Here is an 18,425-nt window from a genome sequence, read left to right as displayed (position 1 = left end):
CCTCGATGTTTGCTTCGCCGTTGCCGACCGATCGGCGTCGTTTTCTGATGCAGGCCGGGCAAGGGTTCGGCATGTTGGCGCTCGCCGATCTGCTCGGCGCGCCGCAACCGGCATCATCAACGGCGAGCGCCGCCGTTCACGATGACCGGAGCTTGCATCCGCTTGCGCCACGCGCTCCGCAGTTCGCCGCGAAGGCGAAGAGCGTCATTTGGTTGTTCATGAACGGCGGCCAAAGCCAAGTCGACACCTGGGACTACAAGCCGGAGCTGGCGAAGCGCGACGGGCAAACGCTCGAAGGCTTCGACAAGAACACCGGTTTTTTCGCCGGCTCCGTCGGCGGATTGATGAAGTCGCCGTTCGCGTTTAAGCAGCATGGTAAGAGCGGGACGTGGGCTTCCGATCTATTTCCGCAGCTTTCGCAGCATGTCGACGACATGGCGTTTATTCATTCCTGTTTCACGCAAACGAACAATCATTCGCCCGCACTGTTCCAAATCAATACGGGCATGAGTCGAATGGGCTTCCCCTGTGTCGGAAGTTGGACGACTTACGGACTCGGGAGCGAGAGTAAAAACTTACCGGCATTCGTCGTGATGTACGACACGCTCGGTCGCGGATTGCCGAAAGGATATGCGTCGAATTGGAGCGCAGGATTCTTACCGGGCGTGTATCAAGGAACGGCGCTCAACGCACAAGGCGCACCGATCGACAACATGAATCGCTCCGCGCACATGAGCGATGCCGATCAACGCCGACAGTTGGATCTGCTCGCCCGCCTGAACGCCAAGCATCTCGCAGCGAATCCCGGAGAGCAAGAGTTGGCGGCGCGCATCGAGAGCTTCGAGTTGGCCTATCGCATGCAAACGGCCGCACCCGAGGCTTTCGATTTGACTCAAGAACCGGAAAACATTCGCAAGCTCTATGGGCTCGACGAAAAGAAATCTTCTCATTTCGCAAAGCAGGCGCTAACGGCGCGAAGGTTGGTCGAGCGCGGCGTGCGCTTCGTGCAGATCTATAGCGGCGGAATGGATAACCAACTGAGTTGGGATGGGCACAACGACATCGAAGGGAACCATCGAGGTTTCGCGCAAGAGACCGACCAACCGATCGCGGCGTTGATCGCCGATCTGAAGAATCGAGGCTTGCTGGAGTCGACGCTGATCGTCTGCTGCGGCGAGTTCGGACGATTACCGATCGCGCAGAAATCGGCGAAGCCGGGCCGCGATCATAACCCGCACGCGTTCACCGCTTGGTTCGCAGGAGGGGGCGCTAAAGGAGGCGTGCATTACGGTGAAACCGATGAAATCGGCTTCAAGTCGGCCGTCGATCGCGTGAGCGTCAACGACTTGCACGCCACGATCCTGGCGATGCTCGGCCTGGAGCATACGAAGTTGACCTACCGCCTCAACGGCCGCGACTTCCGACTTACCGATGTCGCGGGGAACGTCGTGAAAGAGATCATCGCGTAGTCCGACGATCGCCGATGCGAATCAGGATGTGAGGATGCCCGCTTCCGGCGTTTGTAGTTGGCGGAGATGCGGACGATCGAGAATTCTGAAAGGCGCGTAGAGGGGGCGCCAGTTCTCGCCGCGCTGCGTGATGAGGTAGTCGTCCATCTGGCCGAGGCCGGCTTGATAGCCGAGTTGCATGTAAGTGACGCGCGCGGGATCGAGCCCGATGATCCGGGCACAAGTCGAGTCGACCGCCAAACGATCGGCACCGACCACGACGAGCCCCATCTGTTTCGACGTGCCGAGAATCGGTCCGTCTCCCTCCATGCATTCGATACCATCCACTACGGCGATCGTCGGCGGGAGCGAAGCGTTGATATCGACGACGGTTTGCGGGATGCCGTTGTGATGCAACACGTTCTTCGGCCAGCCGTACTTGTTTCCGGGAAGCGTGCCGTAAAGATTCTTCATCGAGACCGTGATGCCGACCCAATGATGGGTCTTCAGCTTCGGCATCGAAACGATGAGATCGGCTTCGGCAACCGCTTGAGGAAAGTAGAAGCCCGGCAGCTTCGACAGGCCGCAACCATTCGCCGTAAAGCGGCTTTCCTGATAATTCAAGTCGGCGAAGTCGAGCTTGGCATCGAGCAAAGCTTCCGCCAATCGCGACTCGACGAGCGCCGCTTCCGTATCGCGCATGTGACCGGGAGCTTCTCCCACGGCGACGATGGCGCCGGCGTTTTTGAAAACCTCGAAGCAAGCGACGACCATCGCCGGATGCGTCGTCATTTGCGGACTGCCACGCATCGGCTCGACGAGGTTCGGCTTGAGCAGCACACGCTTGCCGCGGTATCGATCCGGATCGATACCGGAGGCCAGCAGCCCATCGGAAATGGTCTTAGCAAGTGGACCGTCGTACTTCTGATTTTTGGCGATGAATACCGGCGACCTTCCTTTGACGATGCGGCGAATGGCCGGATAAGCGCCGGTGCCGATCGCAGCGGCGCCCCCGGCGATCAACAGCGCGCGGCGATCGAACTTAGAGCCGCCGCCCGGCTGCGAAGCCGATGGATCGGGTTTTCCCGACCGCGATTCTCGGCGTTGCGGTTCATCTGCCGGCGGCTTGCTCATGGCGCGACTCCTTCACGCCCTAGCGTTACCAAAGGAGAGCGCTTGCCGAGCACGGCCAGGGCGGCCAAGGAGCGGCGCGGAAGAGCGGCACCGAGCGCACTCGTCGGCTTGTTCAGCGCCGCTTCCAATAGCTTCTCGGCACCGGCTCGTTCGCGGCCGTTTGCGGCGAGGCCTAAGAGTGCGAAGGCGAGCGAAGCGGTCGTGGTTTGAGCGTCGATCGCGCCATCGAGCCACTGCACGCTTTTCACGATACGCTCGTTACCGTCGTCGACACCGCCGAGTGCCATGAGCATGATGCCCGTCGGCTGGATGTGCGGACGAAGAGTTTGCCCAAGCACGAAGGTGTTGCCGTAGTTGCAGCCGCCGGCAGGGAGGATGCGATCCAGCATGAGGCGAACGGCCTCATATGCGCGCGGATGCGCTTGCATTCCCGCCGCGCGTAGAGCCATGAAACAAAGGCAACCGATCGCGCAGGGAGGAGTCGAGCTTCGTGGAGTTCAAGGCCGCGGACCAAGCCAAGATGGCGTGTGCCGTACCCCAGTGCGGATCGCCCATGCCTTGAAAGATGCCGAGCGCACCGGTGCCGGCCTGGAGCTCGCAAAGCTTTTCCAAGAGCGGTTTCGCTTCGGCATGGCGATCGTGGCCGAGCAATGCCAGTGCGGCCAACGCCAACGGTTCGGCGGCCGGAAGCTCGCCGAGGCGATAGCCCCAACGATCTTTGTGCGAGAGAGAATCGAGAATGTCATCGAGCCAAGTCATTTTCGCGATCAACGATGCTTCGGAAAGTAGACGCTGCGGCGATTCGGCAACAAGGTGATACGCGCAATGGTGCAAGAAAGACTACGTTGCGATTCTCGGAGCTTAATGTATTAGAACGAAGTTCGGATTTTGCGACTATGTCGATCTCATGCGTAAATTTCGGTGTAGTCATTTGACTCCTCGATTTCCCGACCTAGGTTTTCATTGCGGCCGGGTGTTTCGTTGAGATGTGCTTGGTCGCAAGCTGGTTTCGCAACCGGCTACGCGATCCGTTTCGATGCCGAGGCTTCGGCCTCTCGATGTCGTCGGGGCGACCCGCCGGCATCGTCGAGCGTATCGCGGCTAGGCGAAGACCTCCACATCCTCGAAAGGGCAAACCGGTCGCAAGGCCGGGACGCAAAGCCAGGGGCCGGCGCAATACGTTGCGACGGCGGCCCGGTTACCGAAAGGTTTACGACGTCGTTTCGTCGCTCTTGCAGCTTCGGAATTCGTCGCCTCGCTTCGGTCGTGGGAGATGCGAGAGGAACTGCTGATGCGGTCGGAGCATGTCGTTCGTCGAGGTTCATCGCCTCGTGCGTTCGACGATGCTCCGAGTTTGTCAACTTCCTTAGGAGCGTCTCGATCTTGGCCGAAGATCCACCGGCCCGAAGACGTTCCGAACAATCCCGGAGCTCACACCATGAAGACATTCGCATTGAAGATCCAGAAGTTTTTGAAGTCGGAAGACGGCCCGACGGCCGTGGAATACGCGGTGATGTTGGCTTTGATCGTGGTGGTCTGCTTGACGACGATTCAATCGCTCGGCACCAACGCCAACGCCACCTTCTCCAAGGTCTCCGGTTCCTTGACCTCGGCTAGCTAAAGCCGATATGCAGCATTCATCCGTGGGTCGCTTTTCGTAGCGGCTCGCGATTTCTATCACAGTCCTAGCCCTCGTCGCTCACGTAGCGACGAGGGCTTCTTTCGTTTACGGCCGGAGCCGTTCACACAACATCTCTCGATCGAAAGAGCTCGGCACAGCAAAGGCTTATTTTTCTGACCGCGTCAAGTTGTCGCGGGCTTTTTTCATGGCAATTTTCCGCAAAGGCACTGTTTTTCGCCGCCGTGCAGAAAAATGCGACATACGGTTTGGTGTGCCAACTCCCTAAGGAGGATCGCACCTGATCGACCGAGATTCCTTTCCGAAAAGTTATGGGTGTCTTTCCTATGCATAAGCTAGTCAAGAAAATTCAGTCCTTTATCCGCTCCGAGGATGGTCCGACGGCCGTGGAATACGCCGTGATGTTGGCGCTGATCGTCGTCGTGTGTCTGACCACGATTCGCACACTCGGCACGAACGCCAACACCACGTTTTCTAAAGTCTCGACGTCGCTTACAAGCGCCAGTTGAACGACTTGAGAAAAAATGTTCGTCGAAATTTGACGAGCTCGCGATCCGACCTAGGTTTGCATTGTACGAGTCGATGCGACGACGAAATCAATCGCTCGGCACTTTATCACTTGCCGCTACGTCGTAGAACTTTCACTTCGACGCCGGCGTTAAAAGCTTTTTTCGCGGAGACGCAATCATGAAGACATTCGCCTTGAAGATCCAGAAGTTTTTGAAGTCGGAAGACGGCCCGACGGCCGTGGAATACGCGGTGATGTTGGCTTTGATCGTGGTGGTCTGCTTGACGACGATTCAATCGCTCGGCACCAACGCCAACGCTACCTTCTCGAAGGTCTCCAGCTCGTTGACCTCGGCTAGCTAGTCGAAGCCATTCGTGCCGATTACCGTAGGCAGACCGCTGCCAGCCGGTGCGGCATGGCAATCGATCCACGAACCCTTCGTCGCTTTCGAGCGGCGAAGGGTTTTTTCGTTTCATGCCACCGCCCCGACGCCATGCAATTACGCGCCGTCAGTCTGCTCCGCGTTCGGCTCTCGTCGGTCCAGCCGTCTTAGTATCGGCCGCGGGTGAAACATCTGGTGCGAGCTCGCCGAGCGGTCGCTGGTCAGCCGGAGCTTCGCGATCCTCACAACCCCGTCGAGCATCTCTTCCCACGGCAAGCTGATGGTCGTGAGGTTCCATTTTTCGGCGACGGGGGCGTCGTCGAAGCCGACGATCGGTGGGCAACTCCGACTATGATCGACGCACCATTGCAGCACGCCCGACGCGAGCTGGTCGTTCACGCAAAAGATCCCGGCCTTCGCGCTTTTCAAAATTTGTTCGGCAGCGGCGTAGCCTTGATCGAAAAACCAGTTCCCCGCACAAACGACGTTAGCCGGCAACACGCTCAAGAAACCTTGCAAGCGTAAGTTGCTGCGCGAGTCTCCCTCCGGTCCTGATACGGCCGTGAACCCACGCTTCTTTTTCACCCGTTCGCCGAGCACTTGCGCCGCGCACACGCCCCCGGAGAAGTCATCGGTCGACACGCTATCGACATACAGCGACTCCAAGCCCGAGGCCGCACGCTGGTTAATCAGTATGGCGGGCACTTGCCGCGCCGTGCAGGCAGCCGTCATTTCCGTCATTTCCCAAATGATCGGCAATCGGTTGGTTGCGGGCTTCGGTTTCTTCGCATAGAGATCGCAGGTCATATCGATCCCTTCCGCTTCGAGCTTCCGTTGCAGAAGCGTCAGCAACTTCGAGCCGAAGCTCCCAGCCTGCGCAGCGCGTGGATGAAACAATAATTGCACGCCGACGAGTTTCGTCTTGTCTCCGGGAACGTACGTGCCCGACTTCGGTCTCCGTTCGAGCATCCCTTCGCCGCAAAGTTCGACGATCAATCGATGTGCCGTTTGATAACTGATGCCGAACTGATCGGCCGTCTCGCGATTCGAGAGAAATCGATCCCCTGCGCGGAAGAATCCGTTATGAATTCGATCGATCAGCTGTTGTCGCACTTGATCGACTTTTTCGGTGCGTCGCAAAGACATTTGCTTAGGAGCCGCGTTTCCGAGACGGGAAGGGAAAAGTCATTCGTAGACAGGTCGATTTCGCTGAAAATCGACATCTATATCATATCAGTTCGGTTTCAAACTGGTTTGACTTTTCCCTCGCTCGGATCGATAATCGACGCTAGTCTTGATAGGCTGCCATACCACCGCAAAGTTGGGTTTTGAAGAGGCGTGTTTTTGCTGTCACGCCTCGCCCTGCTCCATTCCTGAATCTGCCGCCGAACCGTCTCGAAACGCCTCTGCTTTCTTGGGAGTTCTCTGCATGTTGCGCATCACGGGCGACGGATCCACTCGTACTTGCAGCGGCGTCACGCGGCGCGACTTTCTCCAAGCCGGCTCGCTCGGCGCCATCGGCCTTACGCTGGCCGATCTTGCCGCGGCCGAAGCCCGCGCGAAAGCCGTTGCCGCCGCGAAGCCGGGCAACGACAAACGCTCCGTCATCATGATCTTCAATCTCGGTGCCCCGAGCCAAGTCGATACTTGGGACATGAAGCCGGACGCTCCCAGCGAAATCCGCGGCCCTTTCAAGCCGATCGCCACGAACTCGCCCGACATTCAGATTTCGGAAATCTTTCCGCTGATGGCGAAGCACGCGGATAAGTTTTCTCTTGTCCGATCGTGCTATCACACGGCCGCCGCCGTACACGACACCGGTCACCAGATGATGCAGACCGGCCGCCTCTTCACCGGCGGTATCAACACACCGCATGCCGGTTGCGTGACCAGTTACTTGATGGGCCGGCGTACCGACTTGCCGGCGCACGTCATCCTTCCCGAGCCTATGGGTCGCACCGGCGGCAACTTACCGCATGGACAAGACGCAGGCTTCCTCGGTAAGGCGCACGATCCGTTTGCGCTGATGGCCGATCCTTCGCAACCGAACTTCAAAGTTCCCGACATGCTCCCGCCGACCGAGATCGGTACGGCACGGCTTGATCGTCGCCGTCGCTTGCGCTCGATCGTCGACGACACGGTGAAGAATTTCGAAGCCACGGCCGACGCTCAACTCCTCGATAGCAGCTTCGAGTCCGCATTCCGATTGATGACGAGCACGCAAGCCCGCGATGCTTTCGATCTCTCGAAAGAGCCGCAAAAAGTTCGCGAGCGGTACGGCCTGAACCGCTTCGGCCAAAGTTGTTTGCTGGCCCGCCGACTCATCGAGGCCGGAGTGCGCTTCGTCACCGTGAACACCTTCATCACCGTGTTCGATGAAATCACTTGGGACATCCACGGCTCGAAGCCTTTTACGTCGATTGAAGGAATGCGCGACATCGTCGCCCCGGCTTATGATCAAGGCTACAGCGCTTTGCTCGAAGACCTCGTACAGCGCGGGATGCTCGACGACACGCTCGTCTGCAACCTCGCTGAGTTCGGGCGAACGCCGCGCATCAACCCCGCCGGCGGTCGCGACCATTGGCCGCAGTGCTGGACCGTTAAGTTCGCCGGCGGCGGTATCCAAGGAGGCCGCGTCGTCGGTCGCAGCGATCAGATCGGCGGCGTTCCGGCAGAGCGCCCGGTCGATTCGGGCGAAGTCGTCGGCACGATCTTCCATTCGCTCGGCTTCGATCTCGAATCGCATTTGCCCGGTCCTCAAGGTCGCCCCTTCTCCTTGGTCGACTCGGGCAAGACCGAGATCAAAGAGTTGTTCTAGTCCGCGCTTGAAAGTCACGTCGGTTTGCCGCCCCTGCCCCGCCAATTCGTTTCGCGCGCTTGCGAAACGTCGGAGTCTGTTTGCATGAAGTCTTTGCGCACCGCGCTGCAACCTCTCGTCTTCGCCGCCGTCGTCTTTGGTTTCATACCGTTGTCGCAACAGGCTTTCGCTGCGGCTCCGGCGCAGCCCATCGCTGCTTCGGGCACATCGCAGGCGGCATCATTGGCACCACCCGCGTCGAAGATGACGTTCGAGATCCTGCCGGGCGACTTTACGCTCTTCGGCCCCGCCTGTCGCCAGCCGCTCGTCTTAGAAAGCCGAGTCGAGGGTCGGTATGTCGGCATGTCCGTGGCGAACCCGATTTCGTTCAAGTCGAGCGATGAAAAGGTTCTGCGTATCGAGAACCAGACGGCGATCCCGGTCGGCAACGGCACGGCGACGATCACCGCGACCCTCGGCTCGATGGACAAGCAAGCTGCGAAGTCGGAAGCGTCCGTTCAAGTCAAAGTCGTCGACATGGACAAGCCCTTTGTTTGGAGCTTCCGCAACCATGTCGAAAGCGTGATGCTCAAGACCGGTTGCACCAGTGGGCCTTGCCACGGTTCGCAGTCCGGCAAGGCCGGTTTCAAGCTTTCGCTTCGCGGCTACGATCCGGAGGGAGACTACACGATTCTCACGCGACAGGCCCGCGGCCGACGCATCACACCGACCGATCCCGGCCGGAGTCTTTTGCTCACGAAGCCGACCGGTGCCGTCGCGCATAAAGGAGGCCTTCGCTTCCGTGTCGATTCGCTGGAATACAAAATCATTTCCGAGTGGATCGCCGCCGGCACGCCTGGCCCGACGCCGCAAGATGCTCGTATCACACGGATCGAAATCTTGCCGCGTAATGCCGTGCTGAAAAAAGATGCCAAGCAACAGCTTCTCGTACAGGCCCACTTCACCGACGGCCGTGTGGAAGACGTGACGCGTTGGACCTTGTTTACTTCGGCGAACGAATCGGCCGTGCAGATCGACGGCGAAGGGCTTGCCACCACGGTCGGCTACGGCGAAGGAGCCGTTACGGCCTGGTACTTGAGCAAGGTCGCAACCGCATCGATCACGGTGCCGCAAGAAACGAAGATCCCGACGGAAGTCTTCGCGAAGTCGCCTCGCAATAACTTCATCGACGCCTCGATCGTTAATAAGCTGCAAAGCCTCGGCATCAAGCCCTCGGCCCATTGCACCGATGGCGAGTTCATTCGACGTGCGTATGTCGACACGCTCGGCATCTTGCCGACGGCCGAAGAGTCGCGTACGTTCCTTGCCGACGCCGATCCGAAGAAACGCGACAAACTCATCGAAGCGATTCTTGCTCGTCCCGAGTTCATCGACTACTGGGCCTATAAATGGTCGGACCTGCTCTTGGTCAACGGCGAGCGCCTCCGCTTCGGCACAGCCGATAACAAAGACCAAGCTTTGCTCTGGTCGTACTACTCCTGGGTGCGCAACCACGTCGAAGCCGACACTCCTTGGGACGCCATGGTTCGAGAACTCGTTACGGCTTCCGGAAGCAATCTCGAAAATGGCGCGTCGAACTACTTTCTGCTTCACCAAGATCCTCTTGATCTCGCAGAGACCACCTCGGTCGCCTTCCTCGGGCTCAATATCAATTGCGCGCGTTGCCACAATCACCCGCTCGAAAAGTGGACGAACGACCAATACTATTCGATGGCGAATCTGTTTGCGCGCGTCCGCGTGAAGTCGGATGCGGCGAACAAATCGTCGATCGTCTTTAGCGACGTCGCCGGAGACCTCGTGCAGCCGCTCACCGGCAAGCCGCGAGCCCCGACTCCGCTCGATGGGGAAGCGATCGCGCTCGAGGACCCGCGCGATCGACGCATCCATCTCGCGAAATGGCTCACCGCACCGGAGAACCCATACTTCGCCCGCGCGATCACGAACCGCATCTGGGCCAACTTTTTCGGCCGCGGAATCGTCGAGCCGGTCGACGATCTGCGACTCACGAATCCGCCGAGCAACGGCGAATTGCTCGACGCTGCCGCCAAATATCTCGTCGACAATAAGTTCCACCTCAAGTCGCTCATGCGAGCCATTCTGCAATCGGCCGCGTATCAAAGAAGTAGCGTGCCCGAGGAAGAGAACAAACTCGACGATCGCTTCTACTCTCGCTACTACCCGAAGCGGCTGATGGCCGAAGTCATGCTCGATGCCGTTTCCGGCGTGACCTCGACGCCGACCCCTTTCACCGGCTTTCCCGAAGGGTGGCGGGCCATGCAGTTGCCTTCGTCGTCGGCAGCTTCGTACTTTCTGTCGACCTTCGGTCGGCCGGAGCGCTTGGTCACTTGCACTTGCGAGCGAACCGATCAGCCGACGATGGTGCAAGTGCTGCATATCTCCAACGGCGGCACGATGAACGAGAAGCTTAAGGCGAAAGACAACGTCGTCGGCAAGGCGCTCGCCGCCGGCAAGACCGACCTTGCGATGCTGGAAGAAGTCTTTCTCGCCGCCCTCTCGCGCAACCCGACGCCGGCCGAACGGGATCGACTGGTGAAAGAGCTCGGCGCCATTTCCGCCGCCGAGAAACGGGCGGCGTGGGAAGACGTGTATTGGAGCATCCTGAGCAGCAAGGAATTTTTGTTTAATCATTAGCGCCTAGGCCTGCCCGTCTCGCTCCGTGTCCTTTGCCGTCGGATTTGCTTTTTTGAGATCGCCGCCATGTTGAATCGATTCTTTGCTAACGTCGTTGCCGGTTTGTTCTTCGTCGGATCATCGGCGATATCGCAAGCTGCCGACACGAAACAAATCGAGAAGAAGCCCGCCGTGGAGGCGACAATTCCTCATGCGCCGGATTTCGCTCGCGATATTGCGCCGATCTTGAAGACCTATTGCAACAGTTGCCACAACGGAAAAGACCTGGAAGGAAAACTGAATCTAGAATCGTTTGCCGACTTGCGCAAAGGAGGCGCAGGAGGCCTCGTCGTCGTGCCGGGCCAAGTGGAGCAAAGCCGGCTGGTGTTGATGTTGGAAGGAAAAGCGAAGCCGATCATGCCGCCGGAAGGGAACGAAGCCCCGACAGTGAAAGAGATCTCGGTGCTGAAGTCGTGGATTGCCGCGGGGGCAAAGGGCCCGAACGGTGCGGTGCCCGACCCGACCGTTCTCGTCACACCGAAAGTTAAGCTCTCGGCTCCGGCGCGTAACGCGATTGCCGCGGTGTCCGTGAGCCCGACCGATCCGCTTGCAGCCGTGGCCGGTCATGGTGAAGTCCGTATCATGTCGCTCGATGAGCAAGCCGTCGTTCGAACGCTTTCCGGAATTCGCGGTCCTGTGACCGATCTTGAGTTCTCGCGCGACGGCACATTGCTGGCGGTTGCGGCCGGCGAACCGGGCCTTTTCGGCGAGGCGCAACTCTGGAACGTCCGCGAAGGAAAGCTCGTTCGTACGTTTACGGGTCATCGCGATAGCCTCTACGCCGTCGCTCTCGCAGCCGATGGCCGAACGCTTGCTACGGCAAGCTATGATCAGACGATCAAGTTGTGGGATGTTGCTTCCGGCAATGCCGCAACCGGCAAGGAAACGAAAACTTTCGTTGGCCACAACGGCGCGGTGTTCGATCTTTCGTTCAATCCCGCGGGAACGATCCTCGCGAGTTGCGGCGCAGATCGAACCGTGAAACTTTGGGACGTAAAGACCGGAGCCCGTCTCGATACCTTCTCGCAATCGACGAAGGAACTCTATGCCGTGGCGTTCAGTCCCGATGGTAAGACTATCGTTGCGGGCGGAGCCGATAACCGCATTCGGCTGTGGAGCATTAGCCCGACTGCCAAAGAAAACACAAACCCGTTGACGATCACGCGGTTTGCCCATGAAGGGTCGGTATTGAAGTTGGCTTATTCGGCCGACGGCAAAACGCTCGTCTCGTCGGGCGAAGATCGAATCGTCCGGCTGTGGAATCCCACGACGATCATGGAAACTCGCGCCTTGGAAAAACAGCCCGACTGGGTCGCCGGCCTCGCTCTCACCGCCGACGGGAAGACGCTCGCACTGGGGCGCATGGACGGCACGTTCGCCGTCTACGACACGGCTACCGCGAAGCTCAGGTCGCCGATGCTGCCGCAGATCGTTTCGCTTGAACCCCGCGGCATCGAGCGCGGCAAGCCGACGCTGATTACGCTTCGTGGAACGGCGATGCTCGGTGTCACGAATGTCGTTTTGAGCGGCCCGGATGGAAAGCCTGTGACTGCGACGGCGAAAGTCGTTGAGACAAGTCGAATGGCGACATCGACTACGGTCGAAATTACTCCGGACGGCAAACTGCCGCGCGGCGAGTATCGCTTGGTTGCGATGGCCGGCACGAGCGAAGCTCCGGCTCCCAAGGCCGGCCCGGTGATGCTGAACATCGACGATTTGGCTCAAGCAAGCGAGGTCGAGCCGAATAATCTTGCGAAGAGCAGCGCAACGATTGTTGAGAACACGGGTGCTTGGGGTGCATGCACCGTGCCGGGCGACGTCGACCACTTCCGCTTCCAGGCCAAGAAAGGCCAGACGCTCGTTTGCCGCATCGAAGCGAAGTCGCTTGGCTCGATGCTCAATGGCTTCTTGGCTCTGCTCGATCCCGCCGGTGAAACGGTCGCCGCGAACAACGACTTCGACTCGACGCAAGATCCGCTGATCGCTTACACGGTGCCGCAAGACGGTCTTTACACGGTTCGCGTCAACGACCAAGCGATGACCGGCTCGCCGCAGCATTTTTATCGCCTCTCGGTCGGCACGTTTCCGCTCGTTACCGGCGTGTTTCCGATGAATGTCGCCGTGGGCCGTGAGTCGACCTTGGAACTCGTCGGTTTCAATTTGCCGGCAGGTGCTGCAACGACGGTGAAGCCGACCGCCGTGGGCGAGCTAAACGTCGCCATCGATGCGGAAAAGTATCGCACTTCCAAGCCGTTGAAAGTCGCGGCGACGATGGATGCCGAGTCCGTGGAGTTGGAGCCGAACGACGCACCCGCTGTGACGAAAATCGTCGCCACGCCGGCCTTCGTCGCCGGTCGCATCGCACCGACGAAAGCCGGTTCCGTCGTCGACGTCGATCTCGTACGCTTCGCCTCGAAGAAGGGGCAGTCGTGGATCATCGAAACGGAAGCCGCGCGGCGCGGGTCGCCGCTCGATACGAAGATCGAAGTGCTCGCGGGCGACGGTAAGCCGGTTCCGCGTGTGTTGCTGCAAGCGGTGCGCGACAGTTACGTCACGTTCCGTAGCGTCGACTCGCTTGCCAACGAGTGCCGTTTCTTCAATTGGGAAGAAATGGAATTGAATCAATATGCCTACCTGTCGGGCGAGGTCGTGAAATTGTTTCGTAAGCCGCGCGGGCCCGACTCCGGATTTGAGTTCTACCAATCGGCCGGGCGCCGGCGCGGCTACTTCGACACAAGCGCCGCAGGGCACGCGCTCGATGAAGCGGTTTACATCGTCGAGCCGCATCCGATCGGCACGTCGCTCGTCTACAACGGTTTGCCGACCTTCACGTTGAACTACGCCAACGACGACGACGCGCTTCGCAAGCTCGTCGGCGACTCGCGCCTCACGTTCACGGCTCCTGCCGACGGCGAGTACCTCGTTCGAGTGTCCGATGTGCGCGGCTTCGGCGGGGAACGGTTTTTCTATCGCCTCACGATTCGCGAGCCTCGGCCCGACTTCACCGTCGCTATTCTTAATCTTAAGCCGAACGTGCATCTCGGCAGCGGTACGACCGTCACGTTCAACGCCGAGCGCGTGGACGACTTCGAAGACGATATCACGATCGACGTCGCCGGCTTGCCGGACGGCTACACGATCTCGCAGCCGGTCGTCGTGCAGGCGGGGCACAATCAGGCGAAGGCCGTTCTGACGGCAACCTCTGGTGCGAAGCTGGTGGCCGATGATGTGTGGAAGAAGTTGAAATGGAGCGCTCGGGCACAGATCTCCGGAAAGGATGTCGTCAAGCCGATGGACGGATTTTCGAGCGTCACGCTTGAAGAGAAGCCGAAGCTGACGGTAAAGCTCGAACCGGCCGAACTAACGATCGCCCCCGGCACGACGATCTCGGCGAAGCTGAAGATCGACCGCGCGGGCTTCACCGATCGCATGGGCTTCGACGTGTTGAACTTGCCCCACGGCGTGATCGTCGACAACATCGGTCTCAACGGCATTCTCATTCCTGCGGGCGAGACCGAGCGTCAGATCTTCCTGACCTGTTTCGATTGGGTGCCGGAGACCGATCGCCTAGTGTTTGCGCAAACGTTGACTGCGAAAGCCGGAGGCGCGAAGGTCGATTTCGAGGCCTCGCCTGCCGTGATGCTCAAGGTGCGGAAGCCATCGACTTTGGTACGCGCGGATGTTGCCCCGAGCGGACAAGCTCCCGTCGCCGCGCCGGCGAAATAGTCGAAGTCATAGGTCTTGAAGACGGGTGACTATTCCGGCGGCTCTTCCCAAATGCTGTGATAGGCGCCGGCTTGCTCGAAGTATTCGAGCAGGTCGCGGTAGAAGGGATGGCCGCCGAGCGTGGCCGAGTCGCCGACGACGGTCAGTTTCCGCTTCGCACGGGTTAGTGCGACGTTCATGCGCCGCACATCGCCGAGGAAGCCGATCTCCCCTTCCGGATTGCTGCGGACGAGCGTCACGATCACGGCTTCTTTCTCGCGTCCCTGGAAGCCGTCGACGGAATCGATCTCGAGGCCCGGCTCGTCGAGCAAATCGCGCAGCAACCGCACCTGCGCCGCATACGGCGCGATGATCGCGATCTGCCGCGGCTCCAGGCCGGCGGCGAGCAATGCTTTCGTTTTCCGGACGACCAGCGCCGCCTCTTGCTCGTTGAGCCGGCTTTCGCCGTCGGGTTGTGTCGATTCATCGTAGCTGGCGCCGGCCGTATCCACGAACTCGAGCGGCACGGTCGTCGCGGCGTTCGACTCTACATCCTTCAAGTCACATAGCAGATGCCCGGCGACGCTCGGATCTGCGGTGAGCTTGCCGTCGTAAAACTGCCGCGACGAAAAATTCATGATCGCTTCGTGCATCCGGTACTGCACGCTCAGCATTCGTGAGCGGTCCTTTCCTTCGGTTTGCATGAGCCGCTCCATCAGGCTCACCGCAAAGCCCTGCGCCGCGGCCTCGGCCGAGACGACGGTCGGCGGGAGTTGGCGATGGTCGCCGGCGAGCACGAGTCGCTTCCCACGCGAAAGCGGGATCCAAGTCTGCGGCTCGGTCGCTTGCGCCGCCTCATCGACGACAACCCACTCGAACTCGCGATCGCCGAGCACCTCGCCGTCGACGCCGGTCAGCGTGCAGCAGACGACCTCGGCTTCGTCGAGCAGATGGGCTTCGATGGTCCGTTCCAATCGTCGGGCTTCGTTCGACAACGCTTTCGCTTCGGCGCGGATGGCCTGCTTCTCGCCGCGCATGGGCTTCGCTCGCGTATACTTCCCGGCCCTCCGGAAAAGCTTCTCCGCTTCGCGCAACAGTCGTTCGGCGACCGCCATGTCGGGATGGCTCTCCGTAAGATAATCGAGCGTGTGCTCGCGCAGCGGCGCGGAGACGCGCGCCGGATGCCCGAGCCGTACGGCCCGAACTCCGCGCACGACGAGCCGTTCGAGCAGATTATCGACCCCCATGTTGCTCGGCGCGCAGGCCAGCACCTTCTCCTTGCGCGCGACGGTTTGTCGAATGAACTCAACGATCGTCGTCGTCTTCCCCGTGCCGGGCGGGCCATGCACGATCGCGAAATGCTCGGCCGATAACACGAATTTCACCGCGTCGAGTTGCGATTCGTTGAGCGCCGTCGAGAGCGGTTTGAACGGCGAACTGCTCGGCGACGGTGTGCGAAAGATTGGAGCCTTCTCCCCTAAAAGCAACTTGCGCCATTGCGGCAGCCGCCCCCGTTCCGAGTCGCGGGCCGAACGCAAGGCATCGCGCTGTCGCTCGCGGGCTCGTTCGTCGCTGGCATAGTCGATGCGCCACGACGGAACCTCTTCATAGTCGTCGGGCACCGATGAGAGCGCGATCGTGATCGTCCGGTCGGCCCGATCGCTGACGATGCCGCGTAGCAGCATCTTATCGTCGGTCTCTTGCGGCGTGAGGACGACCGGGGTGCCGCGACTGAATCGATTCCACGGCAGCCGCAGCGTTCGGTTGCGTTTGCAGAACGTAAGCAGCCAGCGCCCGCCGAGGCCTGCCGTCTCTTCCTCGATCGCCATTTCGATGAGCGTATTGCCGAGCCGCTCGGCCTCGCGCCCCGACATCCGTTGGGCTCGGGCTCTCAACTGCTCCGCTTCCGCTTCGGCTTCAAGTTGCAAGAGGCGCAGCAAGCGATCGAAATGATTCTCGTGCAACGAGCGAACTCCATGCGAACGAAGAGACGAGTGTTGCGTTACTTTATGGCGGCAGGCAAGCGGCGGATCGTGATGTTACGCAATGCGGCCTTCGTAAGCCAGGTACTGATGCCGAGCGGTCGGGAAAGCTCGACCTCGGAGCGAATCGATAGTTTCCGGCCTGTGTGCTCGACGTCGACTACTTTCTTCTCGTCGATCCAAGCCTGAACTCGCTTTTGCGTTACGGCGACGCGAAGCTTATACCACTTGTTGCGGTCGAAATCTTGATAGGTCGTCGTCTCGTTGGTGGAAGCATCGGCCCCGTCGAGGCTTGAAAGCCCGACGGTCGCCCCTCCCCATCCGCCGACGATGAAGCTCAATGCCTTGTCGCCGACGGGAAACGTGAGCCCGCAAAAGAAATCATCGCCGTCGACGCGCATCGCTTCGAGCGTGATCTCGTAATCGAGTTGGGGAAGTTTCACCGTCTCGGCCAGCGTGATGCCGGTCATGTTGCTTCCCATCTCCAGCACGATCTTCCCGTCGGCCACGGTCACGTCTCCCTGACCGCCGAACTCGGTGATCTTCCAGCCGGTGAGCGTCTTGCCGTCGAAGAGAGAGGCCGGTTTTCCGACTACGGCATCTGTAGATTTATCATCCGCGAGAAGAATCGACTTGCTCGATCGTAACGCGAAAACGGCAAAGACTGTAATAATTATGATGAGAGTCGATCGCATAACACGTTCCCTGCTGAAGCGTTCGTCGCAATTAGATGAAATTCGCCACACGCGTCCGGACGCATCTAATTAGCAAGGCCGTTGAGGATTTCGGCAATCTCAACGCTATGCGTTAACGGCAAAACGTGTCCGCCGCCACAAATGGTTATGTTCGGCTTAATGTAACGAATCGGAAACGTAGTGTCGCGATCACCATGAACTTGAAGGGAGGAGGCGACGTCGAGTTCCAATGTCGGCTTCCAGTTTAGAAACGCGGTTGTTACCCACCGATACCACGAACCACGATCGCCTGCCAGCTTTGTTAGACGCAGAGTTGATCCTGTGCGAATACGCCGCGGGACGGCAGCGGCGAGAGTACCTATGCCATTTAGAAAATGAGCAAATCCGTACCGTGCGCAGGGGCGAAGCATTCGGAACCACGGGGGAAGCTGACTTGGGCTTTGAATCGACGAAATAACTACGCACGTTTTGGAGTTTAACCGGACCGCGAGTTCGCGCGCAACGACACCGCCGAAAGACACTCCGCAGACAATTGTCGGCTCTTGGACGGGAATGGTTTCCGCCAAGCGAAGAGTATATTCGGAAAGGGATTCATTCTTGAACGGCTCGATCCAGCGAACGATCGATGCGGTTGGCAACAGCGGCAGCAGCCGATCGAAAATTCGATCGTTCGGTGTCATTCCCGAAAGCAACAGAATTCGCGATGTCATCGGACGTTATGTTCTCCGGCAAACGGCGGGCAATGTACCGTTCTTGAAGCTAGCCCGTTTCACCGTTGCCCGGAGGCCGTTATATTGCCGGGGTTATTATCCGTCAAATCACCGAAGAGGCGAGAACATGTGCGTCATCTATAGAACCATCGCGACGGCCTTCTTGTGCGGAATCGTTCTTGGTTGCAGCAAGCCCGAGGCTGTAAAACCGGAACCGGCGAAGCCGACGGCGACGGCCGCCGCTCCGATCGCAGCCCCCGTAGCAACACCGATTGTCGCCTCGACTCCGAAGCCGACTGCATCGGCACCGGAAGCGGCTTCCTTGCCGGCCGGCGAACCTCCCCTCGGAACTCCCGTCCTCAAGAAGAGCACCGCGGCGGAAGACTTGAAAGTCGTGCAGGATGTGCTCGCTAAGATATTGAAGATCAAACCGGAAGCGGTCGATCCGAAGTCGACATTGTCCACGTTGAAGGCGAGCAACTTAGACATGGCCGATGCCGTGATGGAAATCGAGGAGAAGCTGAAGATCGCGATCCCTAAGAGCGCGCTGCAAAAGGCGGCCGATACCGACATGCCGTACGAAGTGATCGAGAAGCTGACGGTCGCGAAGTTTGCGGAAGTCGTTACGACGATTCGCGCTAAGCAATAGAGGGACGGAACGGACCCGGCGATGGTCTCGACGTTCGGGAACCGGGGGCTAACGCCCACCGGCT

15 protein-coding genes and 1 riboswitch are annotated in these 18,425 nt (G+C 59.5%); of the genes, 8 read left to right on the top strand and 7 right to left on the bottom strand.

All coding sequences use genetic code 11. From position 1 onward, the window contains the following. Window positions 1-5 precede the first annotated feature (5 nt). Window positions 6-1,469 (top strand): DUF1501 domain-containing protein, encoded by a 1,464-nt coding sequence (locus K8U03_25570; protein ID MCE9608269.1) that lies wholly within the window; start codon window positions 6-8, stop codon window positions 1,467-1,469. Window positions 1,470-1,490: 21 nt separating this feature from the next. Here K8U03_25570 and K8U03_25565 read toward each other — a convergent pair whose 3' ends face one another. The 3 genes from K8U03_25565 to K8U03_25555 are packed head-to-tail and all read right to left on the bottom strand — an operon-like array spanning window position 1,491 to window position 3,341. Then, a complete protein-coding gene (locus tag K8U03_25565; protein ID MCE9608268.1) occupies window positions 1,491-2,582 on the bottom strand; it encodes a DUF362 domain-containing protein in 1,092 nt (363 codons plus the stop codon). Next, window positions 2,579-2,971 (bottom strand): hypothetical protein, encoded by a 393-nt coding sequence (locus K8U03_25560; protein MCE9608267.1) that lies wholly within the window; start codon window positions 2,969-2,971, stop codon window positions 2,579-2,581. Before K8U03_25560 ends, K8U03_25565 begins: the two co-directional genes overlap by 4 nt. Window positions 2,972-2,984: 13 nt before the next feature. Beyond that, complete coding sequence (locus K8U03_25555) at window positions 2,985-3,341, bottom strand: hypothetical protein (protein MCE9608266.1); 357 nt, start codon at window positions 3,339-3,341, stop codon at window positions 2,985-2,987. 361 nt (window positions 3,342-3,702) lie between these two features. After that, window positions 3,703-3,788, top strand: a riboswitch (cyclic di-GMP riboswitch). A 232-nt stretch (window positions 3,789-4,020) separates the two neighbouring features. On the opposite strand from K8U03_25555, the gene K8U03_25550 reads away from it, so the two are divergent. The 3 genes from K8U03_25550 to K8U03_25540 all read left to right on the top strand — a co-directional run bounded on the left by K8U03_25550 (window position 4,021) and on the right by K8U03_25540 (window position 5,091). Beyond that, the gene (locus K8U03_25550) at window positions 4,021-4,203 is read left to right on the top strand and encodes a Flp family type IVb pilin (protein MCE9608265.1); all 183 of its coding nucleotides are present in this window, start codon (window positions 4,021-4,023) and stop codon (window positions 4,201-4,203) included. 344 nt (window positions 4,204-4,547) lie between these two features. Further along, window positions 4,548-4,730: a Flp family type IVb pilin gene (locus tag K8U03_25545; protein MCE9608264.1), complete on the top strand. Its 183-nt coding sequence runs from the start codon at window positions 4,548-4,550 to the stop codon at window positions 4,728-4,730. Window positions 4,731-4,908: 178 nt separating this feature from the next. Then, a complete protein-coding gene (locus K8U03_25540; protein MCE9608263.1) occupies window positions 4,909-5,091 on the top strand; it encodes a Flp family type IVb pilin in 183 nt (60 codons plus the stop codon). 137 nt (window positions 5,092-5,228) lie between these two features. On the opposite strand, the gene K8U03_25535 is transcribed toward K8U03_25540, so the two are convergent. Further along, on the bottom strand, window positions 5,229-6,257 hold the full coding sequence (locus K8U03_25535) for a substrate-binding domain-containing protein (GenBank protein MCE9608262.1): 1,029 nt from the start codon (window positions 6,255-6,257) through the stop codon (window positions 5,229-5,231). 283 nt (window positions 6,258-6,540) lie between these two features. On the opposite strand from K8U03_25535, the gene K8U03_25530 reads away from it, so the two are divergent. From K8U03_25530 to K8U03_25520, 3 genes are all read left to right on the top strand, one after another. Further along, the gene (locus K8U03_25530) at window positions 6,541-7,929 is read left to right on the top strand and encodes a DUF1501 domain-containing protein (GenBank protein ID MCE9608261.1); all 1,389 of its coding nucleotides are present in this window, start codon (window positions 6,541-6,543) and stop codon (window positions 7,927-7,929) included. Between the two features lie 564 nt (window positions 7,930-8,493). Then, a complete protein-coding gene (locus K8U03_25525; protein MCE9608260.1) occupies window positions 8,494-10,581 on the top strand; it encodes a DUF1549 and DUF1553 domain-containing protein in 2,088 nt (695 codons plus the stop codon). A 66-nt stretch (window positions 10,582-10,647) separates the two neighbouring features. Continuing rightward, window positions 10,648-14,346, top strand: coding sequence for a pre-peptidase C-terminal domain-containing protein (locus K8U03_25520; protein ID MCE9608259.1), 3,699 nt, complete (start codon window positions 10,648-10,650; stop codon window positions 14,344-14,346). Between the two features lie 29 nt (window positions 14,347-14,375). On the opposite strand, the gene K8U03_25515 is transcribed toward K8U03_25520, so the two are convergent. The 3 genes from K8U03_25515 to K8U03_25505 form a co-directional block, all read right to left on the bottom strand. Next, window positions 14,376-16,199 (bottom strand): IGHMBP2 family helicase, encoded by a 1,824-nt coding sequence (locus K8U03_25515; GenBank protein ID MCE9608258.1) that lies wholly within the window; start codon window positions 16,197-16,199, stop codon window positions 14,376-14,378. Window positions 16,200-16,327: 128 nt separating this feature from the next. Beyond that, window positions 16,328-17,002, bottom strand: coding sequence for a DUF1080 domain-containing protein (locus K8U03_25510; GenBank protein MCE9608257.1), 675 nt, complete (start codon window positions 17,000-17,002; stop codon window positions 16,328-16,330). A 65-nt stretch (window positions 17,003-17,067) separates the two neighbouring features. Then, window positions 17,068-17,712, bottom strand: coding sequence for an alpha/beta hydrolase (locus tag K8U03_25505; GenBank protein ID MCE9608256.1), 645 nt, complete (start codon window positions 17,710-17,712; stop codon window positions 17,068-17,070). A 127-nt stretch (window positions 17,713-17,839) separates the two neighbouring features. Between K8U03_25505 and K8U03_25500 the strand changes: the two genes are divergently transcribed. Continuing rightward, on the top strand, window positions 17,840-18,361 hold the full coding sequence (locus tag K8U03_25500) for a hypothetical protein (GenBank protein ID MCE9608255.1): 522 nt from the start codon (window positions 17,840-17,842) through the stop codon (window positions 18,359-18,361). Window positions 18,362-18,425: the final 64 nt, after the last annotated feature.

This window comes from Planctomycetia bacterium, from assembly GCA_021413845.1.
GTDB lineage: Bacteria > Planctomycetota > Planctomycetia > Pirellulales > PNKZ01 > PNKZ01.
This window is presented reverse-complemented; position numbering and strand designations above follow the sequence as displayed.